Annotated in this window: 17 protein-coding genes and 1 riboswitch; of the genes, 16 read left to right on the forward strand and 1 reads right to left on the reverse strand. The window is 51.2% G+C overall.

Annotated elements, in window-relative coordinates; translation table 11 throughout:
* Nucleotides 1-23: 23 nt before the first annotated feature.
* The 13 genes from MKX59_RS02430 (at nt 24) to MKX59_RS02490 (ending at nt 14,745) form a co-directional block, all read left to right on the forward strand.
* Nucleotides 24-1,178: a GerAB/ArcD/ProY family transporter gene (locus tag MKX59_RS02430; protein ID WP_028540745.1), complete on the forward strand. Its 1,155-nt coding sequence runs from the start codon at nt 24-26 to the stop codon at nt 1,176-1,178.
* A gap of 101 nt (nt 1,179-1,279) precedes the next feature.
* Nucleotides 1,280-2,131 carry a uroporphyrinogen-III synthase gene (locus MKX59_RS02435; protein ID WP_076264515.1) on the forward strand — a complete coding sequence of 284 codons (852 nt, stop codon included), beginning with the start codon at nt 1,280-1,282 and terminating at the stop codon, nt 2,129-2,131.
* A 206-nt stretch (nt 2,132-2,337) separates the two neighbouring features.
* Complete coding sequence (locus MKX59_RS02440) at nt 2,338-2,892, forward strand: LOG family protein (protein WP_023990794.1); 555 nt, start codon at nt 2,338-2,340, stop codon at nt 2,890-2,892.
* A 57-nt stretch (nt 2,893-2,949) separates the two neighbouring features.
* A riboswitch (cobalamin riboswitch) is annotated at nt 2,950-3,135 on the forward strand.
* A 311-nt stretch (nt 3,136-3,446) separates the two neighbouring features.
* Nucleotides 3,447-5,243, forward strand: a complete 1,797-nt coding sequence (gene cobJ / locus MKX59_RS02445) for a precorrin-3B C(17)-methyltransferase (RefSeq protein ID WP_028540743.1) — start codon at nt 3,447-3,449, stop codon at nt 5,241-5,243.
* A 92-nt stretch (nt 5,244-5,335) separates the two neighbouring features.
* Nucleotides 5,336-6,403 (forward strand): sirohydrochlorin chelatase, encoded by a 1,068-nt coding sequence (locus MKX59_RS02450; RefSeq protein WP_023990791.1) that lies wholly within the window; start codon nt 5,336-5,338, stop codon nt 6,401-6,403.
* Nucleotides 6,400-7,179, forward strand: coding sequence for a precorrin-6A reductase (gene cobK, locus MKX59_RS02455; RefSeq protein ID WP_023990790.1), 780 nt, complete (start codon nt 6,400-6,402; stop codon nt 7,177-7,179). Before MKX59_RS02450 ends, cobK begins: the two co-directional genes overlap by 4 nt.
* Before the next feature lie 379 nt (nt 7,180-7,558).
* Complete coding sequence (locus tag MKX59_RS02460) at nt 7,559-8,203, forward strand: precorrin-8X methylmutase (protein ID WP_013312413.1); 645 nt, start codon at nt 7,559-7,561, stop codon at nt 8,201-8,203.
* Nucleotides 8,204-8,277: 74 nt separating this feature from the next.
* Nucleotides 8,278-9,423, forward strand: coding sequence for a cobalt-precorrin-5B (C(1))-methyltransferase (locus MKX59_RS02465; protein ID WP_023990789.1), 1,146 nt, complete (start codon nt 8,278-8,280; stop codon nt 9,421-9,423).
* Nucleotides 9,416-10,672 carry a precorrin-6y C5,15-methyltransferase (decarboxylating) subunit CbiE gene (gene cbiE / locus MKX59_RS02470; RefSeq protein ID WP_023990788.1) on the forward strand — a complete coding sequence of 419 codons (1,257 nt, stop codon included), beginning with the start codon at nt 9,416-9,418 and terminating at the stop codon, nt 10,670-10,672. Before MKX59_RS02465 ends, cbiE begins: the two co-directional genes overlap by 8 nt.
* A 31-nt stretch (nt 10,673-10,703) precedes the next feature.
* Nucleotides 10,704-11,420 carry a precorrin-2 C(20)-methyltransferase gene (cobI, locus tag MKX59_RS02475; RefSeq protein ID WP_023990787.1) on the forward strand — a complete coding sequence of 239 codons (717 nt, stop codon included), beginning with the start codon at nt 10,704-10,706 and terminating at the stop codon, nt 11,418-11,420.
* A complete protein-coding gene (cobM, locus tag MKX59_RS02480; RefSeq protein ID WP_053326306.1) occupies nt 11,417-12,211 on the forward strand; it encodes a precorrin-4 C(11)-methyltransferase in 795 nt (264 codons plus the stop codon). Before cobI ends, cobM begins: the two co-directional genes overlap by 4 nt.
* Nucleotides 12,204-13,292 (forward strand): cobalt-precorrin 5A hydrolase, encoded by a 1,089-nt coding sequence (locus MKX59_RS02485; protein ID WP_023990785.1) that lies wholly within the window; start codon nt 12,204-12,206, stop codon nt 13,290-13,292. The genes cobM and MKX59_RS02485 overlap by 8 nt, the downstream gene beginning before the upstream one ends.
* The gene (locus MKX59_RS02490) at nt 13,285-14,745 is read left to right on the forward strand and encodes a cobyrinate a,c-diamide synthase (RefSeq protein WP_075154871.1); all 1,461 of its coding nucleotides are present in this window, start codon (nt 13,285-13,287) and stop codon (nt 14,743-14,745) included. Before MKX59_RS02485 ends, MKX59_RS02490 begins: the two co-directional genes overlap by 8 nt.
* Nucleotides 14,746-14,880: 135 nt before the next feature.
* Here the strand turns inward: MKX59_RS02490 and MKX59_RS02495 are convergent, their stop codons facing one another.
* Nucleotides 14,881-15,330 carry an AbrB/MazE/SpoVT family DNA-binding domain-containing protein gene (locus MKX59_RS02495; protein ID WP_075154870.1) on the reverse strand — a complete coding sequence of 150 codons (450 nt, stop codon included), beginning with the start codon at nt 15,328-15,330 and terminating at the stop codon, nt 14,881-14,883.
* A gap of 439 nt (nt 15,331-15,769) precedes the next feature.
* On the opposite strand from MKX59_RS02495, the gene MKX59_RS02500 reads away from it, so the two are divergent.
* The 3 genes from MKX59_RS02500 (at nt 15,770) to MKX59_RS02510 (ending at nt 18,542) form a co-directional block, all read left to right on the forward strand.
* Nucleotides 15,770-16,408, forward strand: coding sequence for a ThuA domain-containing protein (locus tag MKX59_RS02500; protein ID WP_023990782.1), 639 nt, complete (start codon nt 15,770-15,772; stop codon nt 16,406-16,408).
* Between the two features lie 102 nt (nt 16,409-16,510).
* Nucleotides 16,511-16,870 (forward strand): phasin family protein, encoded by a 360-nt coding sequence (locus MKX59_RS02505; RefSeq protein WP_013312404.1) that lies wholly within the window; start codon nt 16,511-16,513, stop codon nt 16,868-16,870.
* A 1-nt stretch (nt 16,871) separates the two neighbouring features.
* Entirely contained in the window at nt 16,872-18,542 is a 1,671-nt protein-coding gene (locus tag MKX59_RS02510; RefSeq protein ID WP_023990781.1) for an ABC1 kinase family protein, read from the forward strand.
* Nucleotides 18,543-18,556: the final 14 nt, after the last annotated feature.

Here is an 18,556-nt window from a genome sequence, read left to right on the forward strand (position 1 = left end):
GGGCAAAAGGAGGATGTACCTGCATGAGACAGTTCACAACCAGACAAATCGTGCTGCTTGGTGTATTGATGGAGGTCGGTATTACCCTTGTACATGCTCCGGCGCAGGCAGCAGATTACGCGAATCAACATGCCTACTGGACCTGTGTAATTGCAGCTATCGTGCTATGCTTGCCGATCTGGGCCATGTTGAGACTCAAGCGGCGTTTTCCTGATCAGGACCTGATGCAGGCCATGGTGAGCTCTCACCCTGTGCTAGGACGTATGCTGCTTGCAGTCTACCTTATTTTATTTCTGATCATTTTTGCACGGGATTTGAGAATTATCACGGATTTGGTGGAGGTTGTACTTTTGCCGCTGACTCCGATTGTTGTCGTATCTCTTATTTTGCTTTTGACTCTGGCGTTTATGGCCAAAGGCGGAATAAGCACCATCGTGAATATGACCGAGATTTTTGTACCTTTGTTGATTCTGACGCTGCTGACCATGCCGCTTTTTTTCGGGCGTAATATGGATTTTTCGGTACTGAGACCCTATTTACATCCGGAAGTAGATGGAGTGATCAAGGGCAGCTGGCGCATGCTGGGATATATGGCCGATATCATGATGGTTCCCTTTGTGATTTCTGGGAAGAGCTATAATGGGCGTAGTGCGTGGTATGGGCATTTGCTCGGAACCGCATTTCTGACCATGCTGATGTTGCTGTCGGAGTTGGTTATTGGTGTTCCTATCTTGTCCCGGCTATTTTATCCATCCTATGAACTAGTGCGTCAATTGCAGCTAACGGACTTTCTGGATCGGTTCGACTTGTTCGTGGCAGCACTGACCGTACCGACCTTTCTTACGAAGATTGGGGTTGACCTGTACGTTACCAGTTTGGCAGTAAAGCGTATGTTTGCCCATGCATGGGGAAGTCTGATGGTTTGGCCCGTAGGTTTGTTGGGTTACGTCTGTTCGTTTATGCTGTTCTCCAACATCGTGCAAATTTATGATTTCAGCCGGGAGTGGACCGCGGTGATGATCATTTTTTTTGTTATCATGCCCTTGTTGCTATGGATGTTGCTCCGACCCAAATCTAAAGGGAGAGGCGGAGATGATAAGGCATCTAACGGAGAGCGGGATAGCAGTAGTCAGAAAGAAAGCCAGCATGGAGGCAGAACAGGACACGACCACTTATAAGATTACTGTATTTATCGGAAAAGTAATTCTTATTTGTCTTTTACCCCTCTGATTGTATACTTGGTAGAAAGAAATACGACTTCTACAAGGGAGGCAACAGAATGGCACAACGCATGGCAGGTAAGAGAGTCGCTCTTGCTGGTCCCCGTAAAGCAGAAGAAATGGCGCTGCTAGTTGTGAAGATGGGGGGTGAGCCAGTACAGCGCCCGGCCCAGGGCACCGTTTTTTTGGATGATATCGAGCTGCGCAACGCTGTTGTATCGTGGGTGAAGCACCCTCCGGACTGGTACATCTTCACGACAGGTATGGGGCTGGATGCCTTGTTCGATATGGCAGAGGATATGGGCGTGGCCGAGCAGATTATGGAGTTGCTGCAATCCTCCAACATTGCAGCGCGGGGCTACAAGACGGTCAATGGACTCAAAAAGCGTGGCTTTACGCCAGCAGTACGAGACGAGGACGGAAGTTTGATCGGATTGACAGGAGCTTTCGCCCCATACGATCTGAAGGGGAAGGAAGTATTGTTGCAACTGCATGGCGATCCAGCTCCACGGTTGGTAAAGTGGCTGGACGAGCAGGGGGCAGTGACCCGCCAGGTACTTCCTTATAAGCATATCCCACCTGAGGAAGCAAAATTGCAGACGTTACTGGAGGATGTTATCCATCGTAATGTTGATGCTGTTACGTTCACAAGTGGTCCGCAAATCCGATTTTTGGCCCAATATGCCAGAGAGCAAAATCGAATCGAGGATTTACTGGAAGCTTTTCGTGAGGATGTGATTGCTGTATCCGTAGGGAAGGTGACTGCACAGTCCATAGTGGAAGAAGGGATTGACCGAGTCGTGTTTCCAACCGAAGAGCGCATGGGCGCGATGATGGTGGAGTTGGGTAAATATTTTGAACATAACGATTCGGTGCATGGCTGTGGTCTGAAGATCGTGAATGGTCATTGAAATGAGATAGAAATTATAAATGCAGTATGCTAAAAAATGAACTTATATTTTGGGATACAGAGTAAAATAAAGATAAGGGCCTACGAGGTCTTTATCTTTTTTTGTTGGACATGCATCGACAAAGATTTTTGTTATAGCGAAAATGTTTATCTAATATAATGAATAAGTTTCGATGCATGATACTTAGGACAGGAGCTGAGACGTTAATGAATTCTATTTGCGTATTTGCCGGGTCCAGACCTGGACATTCATCGGTATATGTTGAGGCTGCAGGCAAGCTGGGGGAAGCCATGGCTCGCCATCATATCCGTCTGATCTATGGTGGATCTAGCAGGGGGCTGATGGGAGAGGTGGCGGATGGAATGCTGGCGGGTGACGGTCAGGTCACTGGCATTATGCCCACCCTGTTATTTGATGCAGAGATCATTCATCGGGGAGTTACCGAATTTATTGAGGTAGCAAGCATGCATGAGCGTAAAGCGGCAATGAGCGAGATGGCCGATGCGTTTATCGCTCTTCCGGGTGGCTTGGGAACCTTCGAGGAGCTATTCGAGGTATTGTGCTGGGCGCAAATCGGGATTCATCGCAAGCCCATTGGGCTGCTGAATGTGAATGGATATTTTGACCCGTTAGTAGAAATGGTGCGTCATAGCGTGCAAGAAGGGTTTACCGGGGCCGAGCACCCAGCGTTATTAAGTATCTCTGCGGACCCGGACGAATTGCTACATATGTTAAAAAATAAAGCAGAGAACTTGAAATAAAGCGTTTTTCGTGCTTGCACAACTGATTGAGGCAAGGTTATGATAAGACCCATAATCAAATAGCGGACAGACAAGGTGCCTTTGCGGTTGAGCAAAGGGTAACAGGGAATCGGGTGCAAATCCCGAGCGGTCCCGCCACTGTAAGGAAGAGGATTTTTTAAAATGGTCACTCGTGAAAAACGGGGAAGACGAAAGAATCCGTTGATGCCAAGCCAGGAGACCTACCTTGATCTGTATGCACCGTTAACCTTCGCGGAGAGGATGGGTGTACGAAATCAGGAAATCAGGCACACGTTGCTTTTTCCATGTTGGCTAGAGGTTTGCGTGGATATGAACGTGCAGCAGCGTTTGAAGCGTAAACAGTCAGATGGAAAACAACGGCAGGCTGGAGGAAGACAAATAGTGTCTTCTTACGCTGTTTGTTCGTCTGATGAGAGATGCGTACATAGAAACCCCATCCGGGCAGGATGGGGTTTTTTTGAGTTACACGATGTGCATAAATCATTGAAATAGATAGCATAGCTGCCCTGAAAAGGATGAATAGGAGGAGCACGATGAGCCCATTAGGAAAATTGCTGGTGATTGGATTTGGACCAGGAGATATGGAACATATCACAAAACGGGCGCTGGATGCGCTGGCCGAAAGTGAGGTCATTATCGGCTACAATACCTACGTTGATTTGATCCGTCCGTTGTTGAACGGACAGGAGATTGTACGCACAGGAATGACAGAGGAAGTGAGCCGTGCACAGGAGGCGGTTCGCCAAGCAGAGATGGGCAAGAAGGTAGCTGTCATTTCCAGTGGAGATGCGGGAGTCTATGGTATGGCAGGGCTGGTGTATGAGGTGCTGATGCAAAAAGGCTGGCGACGCGAGGACGGGGTTGAGGTAGAAGTCGTACCGGGGATCTCGGCTATTCAGTCCTGTGCATCACTGTTGGGGGCGCCAGTTATGCATGATGCGTGCACGATCAGTCTGAGTGATCATCTGACCCCATGGGAAACGATTGTGAAGCGCGTAGAAGCAGCGGCTTCGGCCGATTTTGTGATTGCATTATACAACCCGCGCAGTGGTCGGCGTACCCGCCAGATTGTGGAGACGCAGTCCATTTTGCTGCGTTACCGCGATCCGCAAACTCCAGTCGGGTTGGTGAAAAGTGCTTATCGTGAACGTCAGCAAGTTATTGTAACGACGCTGGAAGATATGCTGAACCATGACATTGGGATGCTGACGACTGTAATCATCGGCAATTCCTCGACGACGGTGTATGACGGCTTGATCGTGACTCCGCGCGGATATCAGCGCAAATACACATTAGATGCGACCGAGCAGGCACTCAAGCCGCATCAGCGTCTCCGCACGGAAGCGGAGCCGTGGTCGCTGGGCGCACAAGAGGATACACCGCAGGCAGGCGCAGCCCCGACTAAGCCCGCTGGACCCTCCGCGAGCGGCGCTGCGGTTGCGACGCAGGCACGCCCGCAAGCGATGGCTGCCGTGCAGGCAACGACTGCTGTGCAAACCGGCGCAGCCCCGGCATCGCTGGCGGCAGAGGCACTAAGCCGCCTCGCTGTAGGCGGCAAGCTGCCTGGCGCAGCCAACGCTCGCTGGAGCGGGCAAGCGCCTACCGCCGAGAGCACCGCCGGAACGTTAGCGGTGGCCGGAGCGGGGGCCGCGTCCGGGATGGCGACAGGCGGCTTTGGCAAGCCTGCGCTGTTTGAGGTGGGCGTTTCCCCGGGTGTGGGAAACAAGAAGTTCACCGCTCGTCAGATGGCGCTGCTCGCCGAGGTAGCGGGTGATGACGGCGAGCTGGAATACACGCCAGATCATCAGATCGTGCTGCGCGTGCCGTGTGCAGACCCCGAGGAACTGGTCGGACGGCTGCGGGATGAACGATTCATTGTCATGCCGATTGGCGATGTGTTTAAGGTGAAGGCGTGCGACTTCTGCAATATGGAGAAGGATGACGCTGTGCCTGTGGCTGAGCATCTACAGGTTGTACTTGGCGGATTACAGGCACCCAAGGAAACGAGTATTGCTTTGAACGGATGCGGTATGGCCTGCTATGGAGCGGTGCTGGAGGATATCGGAATCGTCTATCGCAAGGGAGGATACGACCTCTTCCTCGGTGGCAAAAAATTCGGTCGCAATGCTCATGCCGCTCAGCCCGTAGCGGAAGGGATTCCGGGCGATCAGATTACTGATATCGTGGAGAACGTCATTGCTGAATATAAGGAAAAAGGGCATCCGAATGAGCGTTTTCATAAATTTTTTAAACGTGTAGGCGTCGTTGCGGGTTTCCGGCATGAAGATGCACCAGCAACGGTAGAAGTGAATGCGGTTTGTGGTGATTAATGGAATGAAGGCCTGATGAACTGGATACAAGCATATATATAAAATAGGGCGTCATGCAGGTTATCCCTATTAAAGAGGAGGAAAAAACAGCAGTGGATGCAATATTGTTGGTTGGACATGGAAGTCGGGACCCGGAGGGGAACCAGGAGCTGCTGGAATTTGCACAGGCAGTGGCAGACCGGGTACCGGATATGTGCGTGGAAACCTGTTTCTTGGAGTTGGCACGTCCCAGCATTGCTGAAGGGATGCAAACATGTGTGGAGAAAGGGGCGACGCGTGTCGTTCTTATTCCGATTATCTTGTTCGCAGCGGTACATGCCAAAATTGATATTCCGATGGCTATTGATCGGGCAAAAGCAAAATATCCGCAGGTGGAATTTGTATACGGACGCCCGATTGGTGTTCACGAGAAAATCGTCAGCATTCTGCAAAGCCGCTTGAAAGAGGCCCGTCCGGTTGCGATTCCAGCGGGAATGAATAGCGCTGTAGAGGCATTTCCCGAGGTATCCGACGAAGAAACGGCGGTACTTGTGTTAGGACGCGGAAGTAGCGATCCAGATGCGAACAGTGACTTTTTCAAAATCACCCGTATGCTGTGGGAGCAGCTTTCTTATACGTGGGTAGAGAGCAGCTTTATCGGTGTGACGCAGCCTTCTTTTCCCGATGGATTGGAGCGTTGTGTACGATTGGGGGCCAAAAAGATTATCGTGCTTCCCTATTTTCTGTTCACGGGTGTGCTGATTAAGCGCATCGGAGAAATGACCCAGGAATTTGCCGAGGCTCACCCTACATTACAAGTGGAGATGGGCGGATATTTTGGTTTCCATCCCCAATTGATTGAACTGGTGCTGGAGCGAGCTAAGGAAGGCTTGTTTGGCAAGGTTACGGCCAATTGTGATAACTGCCAGTTCCGTCTGGAGGCGCAGGAGCACCACCATCATCACCACGATCATGACCACGATCACCATCATGAGCATGAGCACGACCATGAACATCATCATCATGCACATGAGCACGATCATCATGATCACCATACACACAGCCACGATCACACTCATGAGCATGTCCATGCTCACAGCCATGATGACCATGATCACCATCACGAGCATTCACATACGCCATCTGTAGTGAACGGAAGCGGGCAGGTGAAGGGCTCATGATATTCATGCTATGCGGAACGAGCGACGCTCGGGAATTGGCGCTGCAAATCCGTGACAATGGCTTCAGCGTATTGACCTCGGTCGTAACCGAAAGCGCGGCAGCCAGCTTGTCCGAAGTGGGACTAGACGTACGTACAGGACGAATGACAGCCGATGAAATGGCTGCAATGATTCGGGAGCAGGGAATACTGGCCGTCGTTGATGCCAGTCATCCTTTTGCAGAAGAAGCACATGCGAATGCGATGACAGCCGCTCGCGTATCCGGAGTTCCTTATATTCGCTACGAGCGAACGGGACTGGTATATGACAATCATCCGTTGCTCCACATCGTGTCTTCCTATGAAGAGGCCGCATTAGAAGCGAAGCAACTCAAAGGCTCTGTAATGCTTACGACAGGCAGTAAGACGCTCGGCACGTTCACCAAGCATTTACTCGGAGACCCGGAGATTCGTCTGGTTGCACGCATGCTGCCGCGCTTGGACAATATGGAGAAATGTAGCGAACTGGGCATGGAGCAAAAGAATATTATTGCCATGCAGGGACCCTTTTCCCGCGAGATGAATGAAGCATTGTACAAGCACTATGGCACGACCGTGATGGTCACCAAGGAAAGCGGACGCACGGGAGCAGTGGATGAAAAGGTTCAATCTGCATTGGAGCTGGGGATTCACGTACTTTTGATTTCCAGGCCGGAAGTGGAATTTGGCACAGTATTTGATCATTTCGACGGAGTCATCGACGCATTGCGTATAGACAAAGAGGAGTCTGTGCTTTAAGACATAAGCCTATGAAGTTGGTCGGTCCAGTCAATCCGATGAATTCAGAACGATTTCTGGCATGTATTTAAAATATAGTCATCTTAAAATGTGCAGTTTTTGTGTAGAGGTGTTTGTAACTCCTTAACATGAATGTTATTTTCCCTATATAAGACGAACTTGAAAAATGAATATAAAACGGAGTAGTCGGAATGGTGCTGTACAAGCGTAGCGGTCGCTTTTGTCCCCGGATTTCTACGCTGATCATAAGTTTTATTCAAGGAATCCGGGGGCGGTGGCGATGGGAAGCACCATCCGACTGCGTAGTGGAACAATAGGTAACTTTAATGTTCTAAGCTAATTTAATTTTCTAATTTTCCATAAGGGAGTGGTCGATACGATGGATTTTAAAACAGATTTCAAACCGCTAACGGTACAGCCGCAGGAGATTGAAGGCAAAAGCTTCGAGATGATCACTGAAGAACTGGGAGAGCATCCTTTTACAGCAGAGCAATATCCCGTTGTACAGCGTGTCATTCATGCATCTGCTGATTTTGAGCTGGGCCGCAGCATGGTGTTTCATCCAAAAGCGATTGAAGCCGGGGTTGCAGCTATTCGCGCAGGACAGCAGGTAGTGGCGGATGTGCAAATGATTCAAGCTGGGCTGAGCAAGGATCGTATCCGTCAATTTGGTGGGGATGTGCATGTGTACATATCTGACCCTGACGTCATGGAAGAAGCGAAAAGGCTGAATACGACACGCGCCATTATTTCGATGCGCAAAGCGATTCAGGCGGGCGAAGGCGGTATCTATGCCATTGGTAATGCACCGACAGCGTTGTTGGAGTTAATTCGTCTGGTGAAAGAAGGAGCAGCTAAGCCCGGACTGGTAATTGGCATGCCCGTAGGCTTCGTCTCGGCGGCAGAATCCAAGGACGAGCTGCGCAAGCTGGATATTCCGTTCATTACGAATATTGGACGCAAGGGCGGCAGTACAATTGTCGTAGCAGCATTGAATGCGATCTCCTTAATGGCTGTCCGCTAGATGCGGTTGTCCGTTTGCTGTATCATGAAATGAATTGGAACATGATCAGCAGAAGAGGTTAAGGAGGAATTGACATGGAAAAGGAAGCGGCGTCCGTCGACAGGCCCAAACGGATGAAAAGCGGTGAAGCTCCCGCACCGGACAAGCCAATGCGGTCAGGCTTTACGACTGGAGCTTGTGCGGCTGCAGTGGCTAAAGGAGCGGTACAACTGCTCATCACGGGCATTCCGCCGAAGGAAGCAGTGATATCGCTGCCCGCGGGCTTTGATCATGCGTTTGAGCTGATTGAGCCTGTGTTGGACGCGGACGAAGCTTCCTGCACGACGATCAAGGACGGTGGCGATGACCCAGATGCCACGCATCAGGCGAGAATTAGCGCCTCTGTTAGCTGGCGCGAGGAGCCGGGCATTGAGCTGGACGGTGGCATCGGCGTGGGGCGGGTAACGAAGCCCGGTCTGCCTGTGCCTGTCGGGGAAGCAGCGATTAATCCGGTGCCGCGCCGGATGATTACGGAGGCAGTGACAGGCGTGCTTGAAGAGCACGGATCGGCCAAAGGTGTCCGTGTCGTCATCAGCGTACCGGACGGTGAAGAAATTGCCAAGAAAACGTTGAATGGGCGACTTGGCATTCTTGGCGGTATTTCCATACTAGGCACGCGTGGTGTGGTCGTTCCGTTTTCCACGTCAGCTTATAAAGCCAGTGTCGTGCAGGCCATATCGGTTGCGCAAGCGATGAACTGCCAGGAAATAGTCCTGACCACGGGTGGCAGCAGTGAAAAATATGCCATGCAAATGTACGATCAGCTGACGGAAGAGGCCTTTATTCAGATGGGGGATTTTGTCGGCTTTGCCATTAAGCACGGGAAACGGCTGGGAATGAAAAAGATTATTCTCGTCGGTATGCCCGGCAAGCTGTCGAAGGTAGCTCAAGGTGTCATGATGGTTCACTCCAAGAGCGCACCGGTGGACTTTGGCTTTTTGGCTGAGGTCGCGCGTGAAGCAGGTGTGGACGAGTCGCTTGCAGCGGCAGTGGCAGAGGCGAATACAGCTACGCAGGTGGCAGATATGATGACCGAAGCGAATGCGCTGAGCTTTTTTGAAAAGCTGTGTACCTATGGATGTCAGCATTGTCTGGACCATGCAGGTGGTGGAATTGTCGTGGAAATGGTACTGGTAACGATGAAAGGGAACGTGCTGGGGAGGGCGAGAGTCGGTGAGTAGAGTGATTCGTGTCATTGGTATCGGTGAAAATGGAGCGGCAGGTCTGTCGCAGGAGACGCTGGAGCACATTGAGCGTGCCGACCTGCTGGTTGGTGGAGAACGCCAGCTAGCCTTTTTCAAGGCATTCGCAGGGGAAAAACGAACATTAAAGAGCGGCTTATCTGCCGTGGTAGAAGAATTGGGACGGTTGCGCAATGACAAGGATATTGTCGTGCTTGCGTCAGGCGATCCGCTTTTTTTTGGAATTGCAGGTTATTTGTCTGCCAAGCTGGGGGCTGAACATCTGGATATTTTGCCGCATCTCAGCTCGGTTCAGCTGGCGTTTGCGCGTCTCGGTGAAAGCTGGCAGGATGCGGTGCTGGAAAGCGTACACGGCCGTCCGATGACCGGATTGGCGCAGCGGATCGACGGACAGAACAAGGTCGCGCTGCTGACGGATGACCGAAATCATCCCGCCACAGTCGCTGCCTATTTGCTGCATTATGGCATGACGGAATATGATGCCTTTGTCGGCGAGCATTTGGGCGGACCGGATGAGGCGTATCAGCATTATACGCTGGAAGAGATGGCACAGAGAACGTTCCAACCATTGAATGTGGTTATTTTACGCCGCCGTAAGGGCGAAGACGTGCCTGCAATTCGTCGGGGATTTGGCTTCGAGGATGCGGAATTTCACCAGCGCAAGCCGGAAAAAGGGCTGATCACGAAGCGTGAAGTACGCGTATTCAGCTTGTCCGAGCTGCGTCTGACCGAACGAAGCATCGTATGGGATATCGGCGCAGGCTCCGGCTCTGTAGCGGTGGAATGTGCGCGGCTGGCCAGGTATGGGCAAGTATTTGCCATTGAGAAGAATGAAGGCGATCTGGCTAATGTCGAAGCAAACAAAATCAAATTCCGTACCGATTTCCCGGTCATTCATGCCAAAGCGCCTGCCGGATTGGAAGATCTGCCAGACCCGGATGCGGTGTTTATCGGTGGGAGCGGGGGAGAATTGGCTGAGCTGATTCGTCTGTGTGCTTCCCGTCTACGTAAGGATGGACGAATTGTAGTGAATGCTGCAACGATTGAGACGTTGCATGACGGTATGAAGGCGATGCAAGCAGCAGGACTCGATACTTCGGTGACGTTACTGCAAACAGCGCGTAGCAAGCCGATTTTGAATATGACTCGTTTTGATGGACTCAATCCGATATATGTTATTACAGGACAGCCGGTGGTGGACGTGGCTGATGAAGTTTCAGGGGAGTAAGCTGGTAATTCAAGAGGGGGAGAGAGACAGCATGAATACAGCGGCAACAGGAACACTTTACGGCGTAGGCGTGGGGCCGGGTGATCCCGAGCTGATTACAGTCAAGGCGTATCGCATGATTCAGGAATGTGCAGTTGTGGCTTATCCGAAGAAACGCCGGGGAGGTAAGTCGTATGCTCACGAGATCGTGGAGTTGTACGTCAACCCGGAGGAAAAGGAGATGCTGGGACTCATTTTTCCAATGACCAAGGACCCGGTTGTACTGGAGCGTGAATGGAACAAAACGGTGGTTGCTTGCTGGGAGGCACTGAGTCAAGGCAAGGATGTAGCCTTTGTCACAGAGGGAGACCCTAATCTGTACAGTACCTTTATTCATTTGGCACGGCTCATGAAGGATCTCCATCCTGAGGTGCCGATTGTATCTATTCCGGGCATTTCGTCTGTGTTGGGGGCGGCGGCAGCGCTGGAATTGCCTTTGGCAGACGGAGATCAGCAGGTCGGTATTATTCCGGCTACGGATGATCGGGAAGCGATGAAGCGGGCGATTGAGAATCACGATACGGTCGTGTTTATCAAGGTTGCCAAGGTGCTGGATTTGATTTTGGATGTGCTGGATGAACTCCATCTTGGGGACCGTGCTTCTGTCATTACCAAGGTCACTTCTCCTTATGAAATGGTATGGCGCAACGCACGTGAGCTGCGCGGACAGGAACTTGAATATTTGAGTTTAATGGTGGTGAGCAAATGACGTTGGAGCCCAAAGTATATATTGTAGGAGCAGGTCCCGGCGACCCGGAGCTGATTACTGTCAAAGGCTCCCGGATTCTACGCACGGCCGATGTGGTATTGTACACGGATTCACTCGTGAACGACGAGTTGATTGCCACGGCCAAACCAGAGGCGCAGGTACTGCAAAGCTCAGGCATGGACCTGGAGCGGCAGGTCGAGATCATGAGCGAGGCTGTGCAGGCTGGACGCAGTGTAGCTCGCGTACATACAGGCGATCCGGCAGTGTACGGAGCCATTTTGGAGCAGATGGTGTTGCTGAAGCAGCGCGGAGTAGCATACGAAATCGTGCCGGGCGTCAGCTCGGTCTTTGCTTCTGCGGCCGTGTTGGGTGCAGAGCTAACTGTGCCTGACCTGACGCAGACCGTCATTCTGACACGTGCCGAAGGCCGTACACCTGTACCAGATCGGGAAAAGCTGCGTGATTTGGCATCCCATCACTGCACAGTGGCCTTATTCCTCAGTGCAACGCTGGCGAAGAAGGTAGTCGTTGAGTTTCTGGCGGCAGGCTGGAGCGAGGACACACCTGTAGCGGTTGTACAGCGAGCGACCTGGCCGGATCAAAAGATCGTACGCACGACGCTTGCCCAATTGCCAGCTGATCTGCGTGCAGCAGGCATAACGATGCATGCCATGATTCTGGCAGGCTGGGCGCTGGACCCGGGACTGGTGGACAAGGATGCGCATCGTTCCAAGCTGTACGACAAGTCGTTCACCCATGGCTACCGGAAGGGAGTGAAGTCCGGTGAGTAATCCATTTGCCGCTGTGGCGATCACGAAGCATGGAGTGGAAATGGTTCGCAATTTGGGAGCCAGCTTTCCGGGCACGGATGTGTATTACATGTCCAAGTTTGAGCGTGGCGACGAGCAGGAGCGTGGCATTCAGTTGTTCGAAGGCTCAGTCAAGCTGATTTTGCCGGATTTATTTAAACAATATAACGGTATTATTTTGTTTATTTCTCTCGGTGCAGTAGTTCGTATGATTGCACCAATTTTGGTGGATAAAAAGGTAGACCCAGCGGTAGTTGTCATTGATGATCGAGGCGAGCATGTCATTAGCGTATTGTCTGGCCATTTGGGTGGCGCCAATGAATTGACCCGCCATGTAGCGACTGTACTAGGCGCACGTGCTGTAATCACGACTGCATCAGACGTGCAGGGCACGATTCCGGTGGACATGTTTGGTCGGGAATTGGGATGGGTGGTCGATAGCTTCGACAAGGCCACTCCTGTGAGCGCCGCTGTTGTGAACGAGGAGCCTGTTGCGCTCATACAAGAGACAGGCGAACGGAACTGGTGGCGTTATGACAAGCCTGTACCTGGACATATCAAGGTATATGCTTCGACGGCAGAAGCATTACAAGAACCATTTAACGCCGCGTTGGTCGTGAGTGACCGTTTATTGGAGCCGGAGGAAGAGGAGCAGCTTCTTTCTAATGGCGTGCTGTACCGTCCGAAAAGCTTGGTGCTTGGCATCGGCTGCAACCGTGGGACTGCATTAGAGGAGCTGGAGGCGGGTGTGCTGGACACCTTGAAGGAGCTGCGTTTGTCCGTGAAAAGCGTACGGAATATTGCCACTATTGATCTGAAAAAGGACGAAGAGGGCTTACTTGCTCTTTGCGCCAAATACGGTTGGGAACTGGTGACGTATACTCCGTCAGAGCTGAATACGGTGCAGCTTCCCAATCCATCGGAAACCGTCTTCAAATACACTGGCGCATATGGGGTCAGTGAACCTTCAGCCTTGTTGTCTTCTGGTGCAGACCATTGGCTGCTGGAGAAGAAAAAAAGCGGCAATATGACGTTGTCTGTAGCGCGGGTTTCCTATGACTGACGTCATGAAGCAGGCTGCTGTACAGTCTGATCCATCTGCCGCTACGCGCAGAAGCCGTATTGTTGTTGCTGGCACAGGCAGCGGTGCAGGCAAAACGACGGTTACCCTCGGGCTGATGAAGGCGTTCGCCGATAGCGGCCTGCGAGTGCAGGGTTTTAAGTGCGGACCGGATTATATTGATCCGACCTATCATACTGCCGCGACCGGGACTTCTTCCCGTAATCTGGATTCATGGATGACCTCACCAGATACGGTGCGTGAAATCTTTATCCGTGCTTCTGAAGGCGCGGATATTTCCGTGATTGAAGGCGTCATGGGGCTGTATGACGGCAAGGACCCGCTCAGCAACACCGGCTCGACCGCTGAGATCGCCATGCTGACGGACAGCCCTGTATTGCTGGTGGTCGACGTGCGCAGTATGGCACGAAGCGCCGCCGCTATTGTGCTCGGCTTTCAGCGCTTGGAGCCCAAGCTGCGCATTGTGGGCGTAATTGTGAATCGCTGCGGTAGCCAAGGGCACTATGGCATCGTCAAAAAGGCGATTGAGCAGGAGTGCGGCATCCCCGTGCTCGGCTGGTTAAAGCGTGATGACGGGCTGGATATTCCCGAGCGTCATCTGGGATTAGTGCCTGCTGTGGAACGCGGCGAGCTGGAGCCGCTTTTCCAACGGGCGGCAGAGCTGATCCGCGCGGGTACGGATCTGGATGCACTGCGGGCATTGGCAGATTCGGCTCCGCCGTTGTCTCTGCCCGCACAACCGTTGTTTTCCCCGGGTTGGCTTCCATCAGCAGGGCATGAAGCTGATACCGAGGAACGTCCCGTCATCGCCGTCGCCAGAGACGCGGCTTTCAATTTTTACTACCCGGAAAATATGGATTTGCTACGTCAGGCGGGAGCGGAGATTGTCTATTTCAGTCCTCTGGCGGGAGAACGCGTACCTGAGCAGGCAAGCGGCCTATATCTGGGCGGCGGTTTCCCCGAAGAGTTTGCCGCAGATATCGCTGCAAATACAGGCTTTTTGGAAGATATCCGCAACGCGGTGAGCCGGGATATGCCAGTATTCGCCGAATGCGGCGGTTATATGGTACTGGCACGGACACTTACGGATCGTATGGGTAATGCCCATCACATGGCCGGGGTTATTCCGTCGGACGTCCGCATGCAGGAGAAACGGGCCGCACTGGGATACCGGGAAGCAACCGCTTTGCAGGATTGCTTGCTGCTGGAGGCTGGAGAGACAATTCGGGGACATGAATTTCATTATTCTGTCATGCACTATGATGAATCATCCGCCCCCTACTTCTATGCCTATCAAACCAAGGGGATGCGTGGTCTCCAGAGCGAGGGCTATGCGAAAGGGAACCTTTTGGCAGCCTACACGCATGTTCATCTCGCTTCTCTTCCCAAAGCGGCAGCACGCTGGGTTGAACAATGCCGGGCTTACGGTCAATAGTTTTGCAAACGAGTCCACTACTTCATAAAAACGAAAAAAAGCCGATTCCCCTAAAGGGTCCGGCTTTTCTAAATTTCAATAGACTTAAACCTTACATAGTTTGGAAGCGTATACATTACTTTTTTGGTGATTCGCTTACATGAGCTTTTTCAGTTGGGAAATCCTTCCCTGACTCACACCAAGCATGGAGGCGAGTTGTTTTTGTGAAGATGCTGGATGTTCTTCCATAAGCTCTCTCATTTTCTCCAAAATAACATCTGTGCGCTGATAAATTTTTTTCATATGCATATTTTGCTTAAGTGGGGGTGAATGGGTTTCAGTCGCTGTGACCGGAAGTAAATCTTCCGTTTTCATCGAGGCTGCACATTCATCGCAGATAAACTGATCTTTAAAGTAGGTGTTGGTATCAACCGAACCGCAAAATATACAGTTGGTTGATTTGTACTTACGGAGCATGAGTGTCTGGTCTTCAATAAAAAACTCTAATGGATCGCCGATGTCAATCTCCATCGTCATGCGCAACTCTTTAGGTAGCACAATTCGCCCCAAGCTGTCCAAGGGCCGGGTCATTCCAGTCCTTTTCATTCATGCAACCTCCCCGGTTTTTTAAGATTTATAGAATGTATAAGGTTTGAGGCAATTCTTATCAATTCTATAACCGCAAGCATAAATTCTTACAAAAAGCGGCCCTTTATTGTTAATCAAGCATGGACGCACTTTTTTTCTTACGAGTATACCATAAACAGGCCGAATCGCCATCGTTCAGATTTATAAATTTTGAATAAGTTTTGAATAAGTTTATCCCGAGCGAACATATATGCTATAATCTTCTGCTAAAGGATTTAATAGGCCGTCTGTAGAATTATTTATATATGCCGTAGCTCGGACAATGATGGCGGTGTTATGGGAAATGGATGAGGGCCAAACGGAATTTTCTGAGCGTTTTGACCCCACAAACAAGAATAAATGACACGGGTCCCGCCTTTAAAGTCCTTATATACAAGTCAGGCAAGGAGGATTTATCATGGAAAAAAGAAAAGCATTGTTGTTAGGAGATTATTCGTATCCGGAGTTTCACCCGCTGCAAGGGGTGGACGAAGAGATTAGCCATATTTTACAGGATTGGATGACCGTACAATGCAGTGAGAATCGTAAAATGCTGCTCAAGGAAAATCTAACCCCATTCGATCTATGTATCTCGTACTGTGATAGCCGCAAGGAGGTTCTGTCTCCTCAACAAACAGCAGGATTGCTGTCCTATGTTAGCGGCGGGGGTGGATTGCTTGTGCTGCATAACGGAATCACATTGCAAGGACGGTATGAGATTGCACAATTAATGGGGGCGCGTTTCTTGCGGCATCCGGCTGCCGGACCACTTTCCTTCAAAGTAACGGCGCCGGATCATCCGATTATGGAAGGAATCGAGCCGTTTGAGATCCAAGAGGAACCGTATCGTTTTGACTTTGATCCATTCACTGAAAAAACACTACTGATGGAATATGAACACGAGGGCGAGTGGTGGCCGGCGGCATGGTCACTGTCCTATGGCTTGGGTCGGGTCGTCTATTTGATGCCTGGACATAATCAGCCAAGCTTCCAGCACGAGGGATACCGCAAGCTGCTGCTTCAGGCTGCCAAGTGGGCTGGACGCTTTCCAGGTTAAACATAGATCATTCCATTCATTGAGGAAGGGGAGCTGCGAGCTTTATGCGGCTCCCCTTTTCAGGTTATACTATAGGTAATCACAGGTAGGGGAGGATATATTATGAGCGATTTGTTCAAAAAAGCCATCTCATTGGGGTGGGGCCTCACCGTTGTCAGCAAAGAAAAGGTGGAGAAAGCCGTCGAGGATCTCGTAAACCGGGGAGAACTTGCGCCCTCGGAATCCAAAGCGCTGGTCGATCGTCTGATCGAACGAGGGGCAGAGGAACAGGGACAATTCAAAACAGTGATCCGCGAACAGGTTAGCCGCATTTTGCAGGAGCTGGAAGTACCTACCGAAAATGATGTTACAAGTTTGGAGCAGCGTGTGGCATTGTTGGAAAAACAGGTAGCGGAGCTGGAAAAAGAAAAGGCGGCGCTTACGGGTTCGAGCGACGCTGAAGAAGCGAACCGGCTGGATTAAAATGGCGGTTCGTATGAAGCACGCCGGTCGTTACCGGGAAATTGCCATGGCGCTGGCGCGTCATGGCTTTGGCTATATGGTGGAAGAAATGGGACTGTTCCAGCTGCTGTCATTGCCTCGCAAGTGGCTGACGAGAGAAACTCCCGAGTCCAAAACGCTAGGTGAACGGATTCGACTTGTGCTGGAGGATCTGGGGCCTGCATTCATCAAGCTTGGACAGTTGGCAAGCACACGTGCTGACCTGCTGCCGGAGCCTATTATCCGTGAGCTGGTTAAGCTTCAGGATCAGGTACCGCCGTTTTCATCTGAAACGGCGCGTGGCATTCTAGAGCAGGAGCTGGACACGTCATTAGAGGACATACTGGTTCGTTTTGACGATGTTCCGCTGGCCGCTGCTTCGATCGGGCAAGTGCATTTGGGCAAGCTGCACAGCGGCGAAATGGTCGCCATTAAAATCCAGCGTCCTGGCGTTAATCGCATTATTCGGCGAGATTTGGACATTTTGCGGGAACTGACCGCTATGGCAGCCAAGCGCTGGGAATGGGTAGAGCGGTATCAGCTTCGCCAGATGGTAGAGGAGCTGGGGAGATCGCTCATTCAGGAGCTGGATTACAACCATGAAGCCCGTAACACAGAGAAGATTGCGCTCCAATTTGAGCAGGACCCACATATCTATATTCCGAAAATATACTGGGATCATACCTCTTCCCGTATACTGACCATGGAGTTTCTAGACGGAACTCACTTGGGTAGTCGTGAAGAGCTATTACGCCGTGGATATAACTTGAAAGAACTGGCGCAGCGGCTGGTGAACAGCATGCTGCATCAAATTTTTATGGAGGGTTTTTTTCATGCCGATCCCCATCCGGGGAATTTACTCGTTCTGAAAAATGGCAGTCTCGCTTATTTGGACTTTGGTATGACGGGAAGGCTGAGCGAAGAGATGAAGAATCATCTCGCTTCCCTCATTATTGCCCTGATGCGCAAAAATACCGATGCCATGGTTCGGTCTATCGAACGGTTAGGTCTGGTCGAACCAGACACTGACCTGAATGCGTTGCGTGCCGATCTGGACAAGATACGCGAAGATTACTCAGACGTTCCTTTCTCACAGGTCAGTATTGGTGACGCTTTGAACGACCTGTTTGGCGCAGCACAGCGCCATCGGATTGGTTTGCCGTCGGACGTCCTGTTGCTAGGCAAGGCGTTGCTGACACTGGAGGGGGTCGTGGAGCATCTGGACCCTGATCTCAGTATTATTGCTTTGGCTGAGCCCTTTGGTAACAAGCTGTTGAAGGAACGCTTCAGTGGTCGTCGTATCCGTGGCAAGCTGCTGGGTGGTGCAACCGAGCTGGTGGAGACGCTGATGGAACTGCCAGGACAGGCGAGACATTTGGCCTCGATTATCAGCAAGGGCAAGCTTAAGCTGGAGGTTACTGTGCCGGAGCTGGAAATGCTTCTGCGCAGGCTGGATCAGATCAGCAACCGCCTGTCATTCAGTATCGTGTTGTTAGCGTTCAGCATTATTATGGTCGGACTGATTATCGGTTCATCGCTGAATCATCAGGCGACCATGCTGTGGAATGTACCTGCCATTGAAATCGGCTTTGTTGTAGCTCTCTTAATGGTTGCCTTTTTACTGTATTCCATTTTTAAATCGGGAAGGTTTTAGATACCGACCAGGAA

This window comes from Paenibacillus sp. FSL R7-0340 (assembly GCF_038002205.1).
GTDB classification, from domain to species: domain Bacteria; phylum Bacillota; class Bacilli; order Paenibacillales; family Paenibacillaceae; genus Paenibacillus; species Paenibacillus polymyxa_B.

What these genes read in the sequence shown, in the direction of transcription:
- MKX59_RS02430 (WP_028540745.1), top strand. Translation starts at nt 24, where the DNA reads ATGAGACAGTTCACAACCAGACAAATCGTGCTGCTTGGTGTATTGATG.
- MKX59_RS02435 (WP_076264515.1), top strand. Translation starts at nt 1,280, where the DNA reads ATGGCACAACGCATGGCAGGTAAGAGAGTCGCTCTTGCTGGTCCCCGT.
- MKX59_RS02440 (WP_023990794.1), top strand. Translation starts at nt 2,338, where the DNA reads ATGAATTCTATTTGCGTATTTGCCGGGTCCAGACCTGGACATTCATCG.
- cobJ (WP_028540743.1), top strand. Translation starts at nt 3,447, where the DNA reads ATGAGCCCATTAGGAAAATTGCTGGTGATTGGATTTGGACCAGGAGAT.
- cobK (WP_023990790.1), top strand. Translation starts at nt 6,400, where the DNA reads ATGATATTCATGCTATGCGGAACGAGCGACGCTCGGGAATTGGCGCTG.
- MKX59_RS02460 (WP_013312413.1), top strand. Translation starts at nt 7,559, where the DNA reads ATGGATTTTAAAACAGATTTCAAACCGCTAACGGTACAGCCGCAGGAG.
- MKX59_RS02465 (WP_023990789.1), top strand. Translation starts at nt 8,278, where the DNA reads ATGGAAAAGGAAGCGGCGTCCGTCGACAGGCCCAAACGGATGAAAAGC.
- cobI (WP_023990787.1), top strand. Translation starts at nt 10,704, where the DNA reads ATGAATACAGCGGCAACAGGAACACTTTACGGCGTAGGCGTGGGGCCG.
- cobM (WP_053326306.1), top strand. Translation starts at nt 11,417, where the DNA reads ATGACGTTGGAGCCCAAAGTATATATTGTAGGAGCAGGTCCCGGCGAC.
- MKX59_RS02490 (WP_075154871.1), top strand. Translation starts at nt 13,285, where the DNA reads ATGACTGACGTCATGAAGCAGGCTGCTGTACAGTCTGATCCATCTGCC.
- MKX59_RS02495 (WP_075154870.1), bottom strand. Translation starts at nt 15,330, where the DNA reads ATGAAAAGGACTGGAATGACCCGGCCCTTGGACAGCTTGGGGCGAATT.
- MKX59_RS02500 (WP_023990782.1), top strand. Translation starts at nt 15,770, where the DNA reads ATGGAAAAAAGAAAAGCATTGTTGTTAGGAGATTATTCGTATCCGGAG.
- MKX59_RS02505 (WP_013312404.1), top strand. Translation starts at nt 16,511, where the DNA reads ATGAGCGATTTGTTCAAAAAAGCCATCTCATTGGGGTGGGGCCTCACC.
- MKX59_RS02510 (WP_023990781.1), top strand. Translation starts at nt 16,872, where the DNA reads ATGGCGGTTCGTATGAAGCACGCCGGTCGTTACCGGGAAATTGCCATG.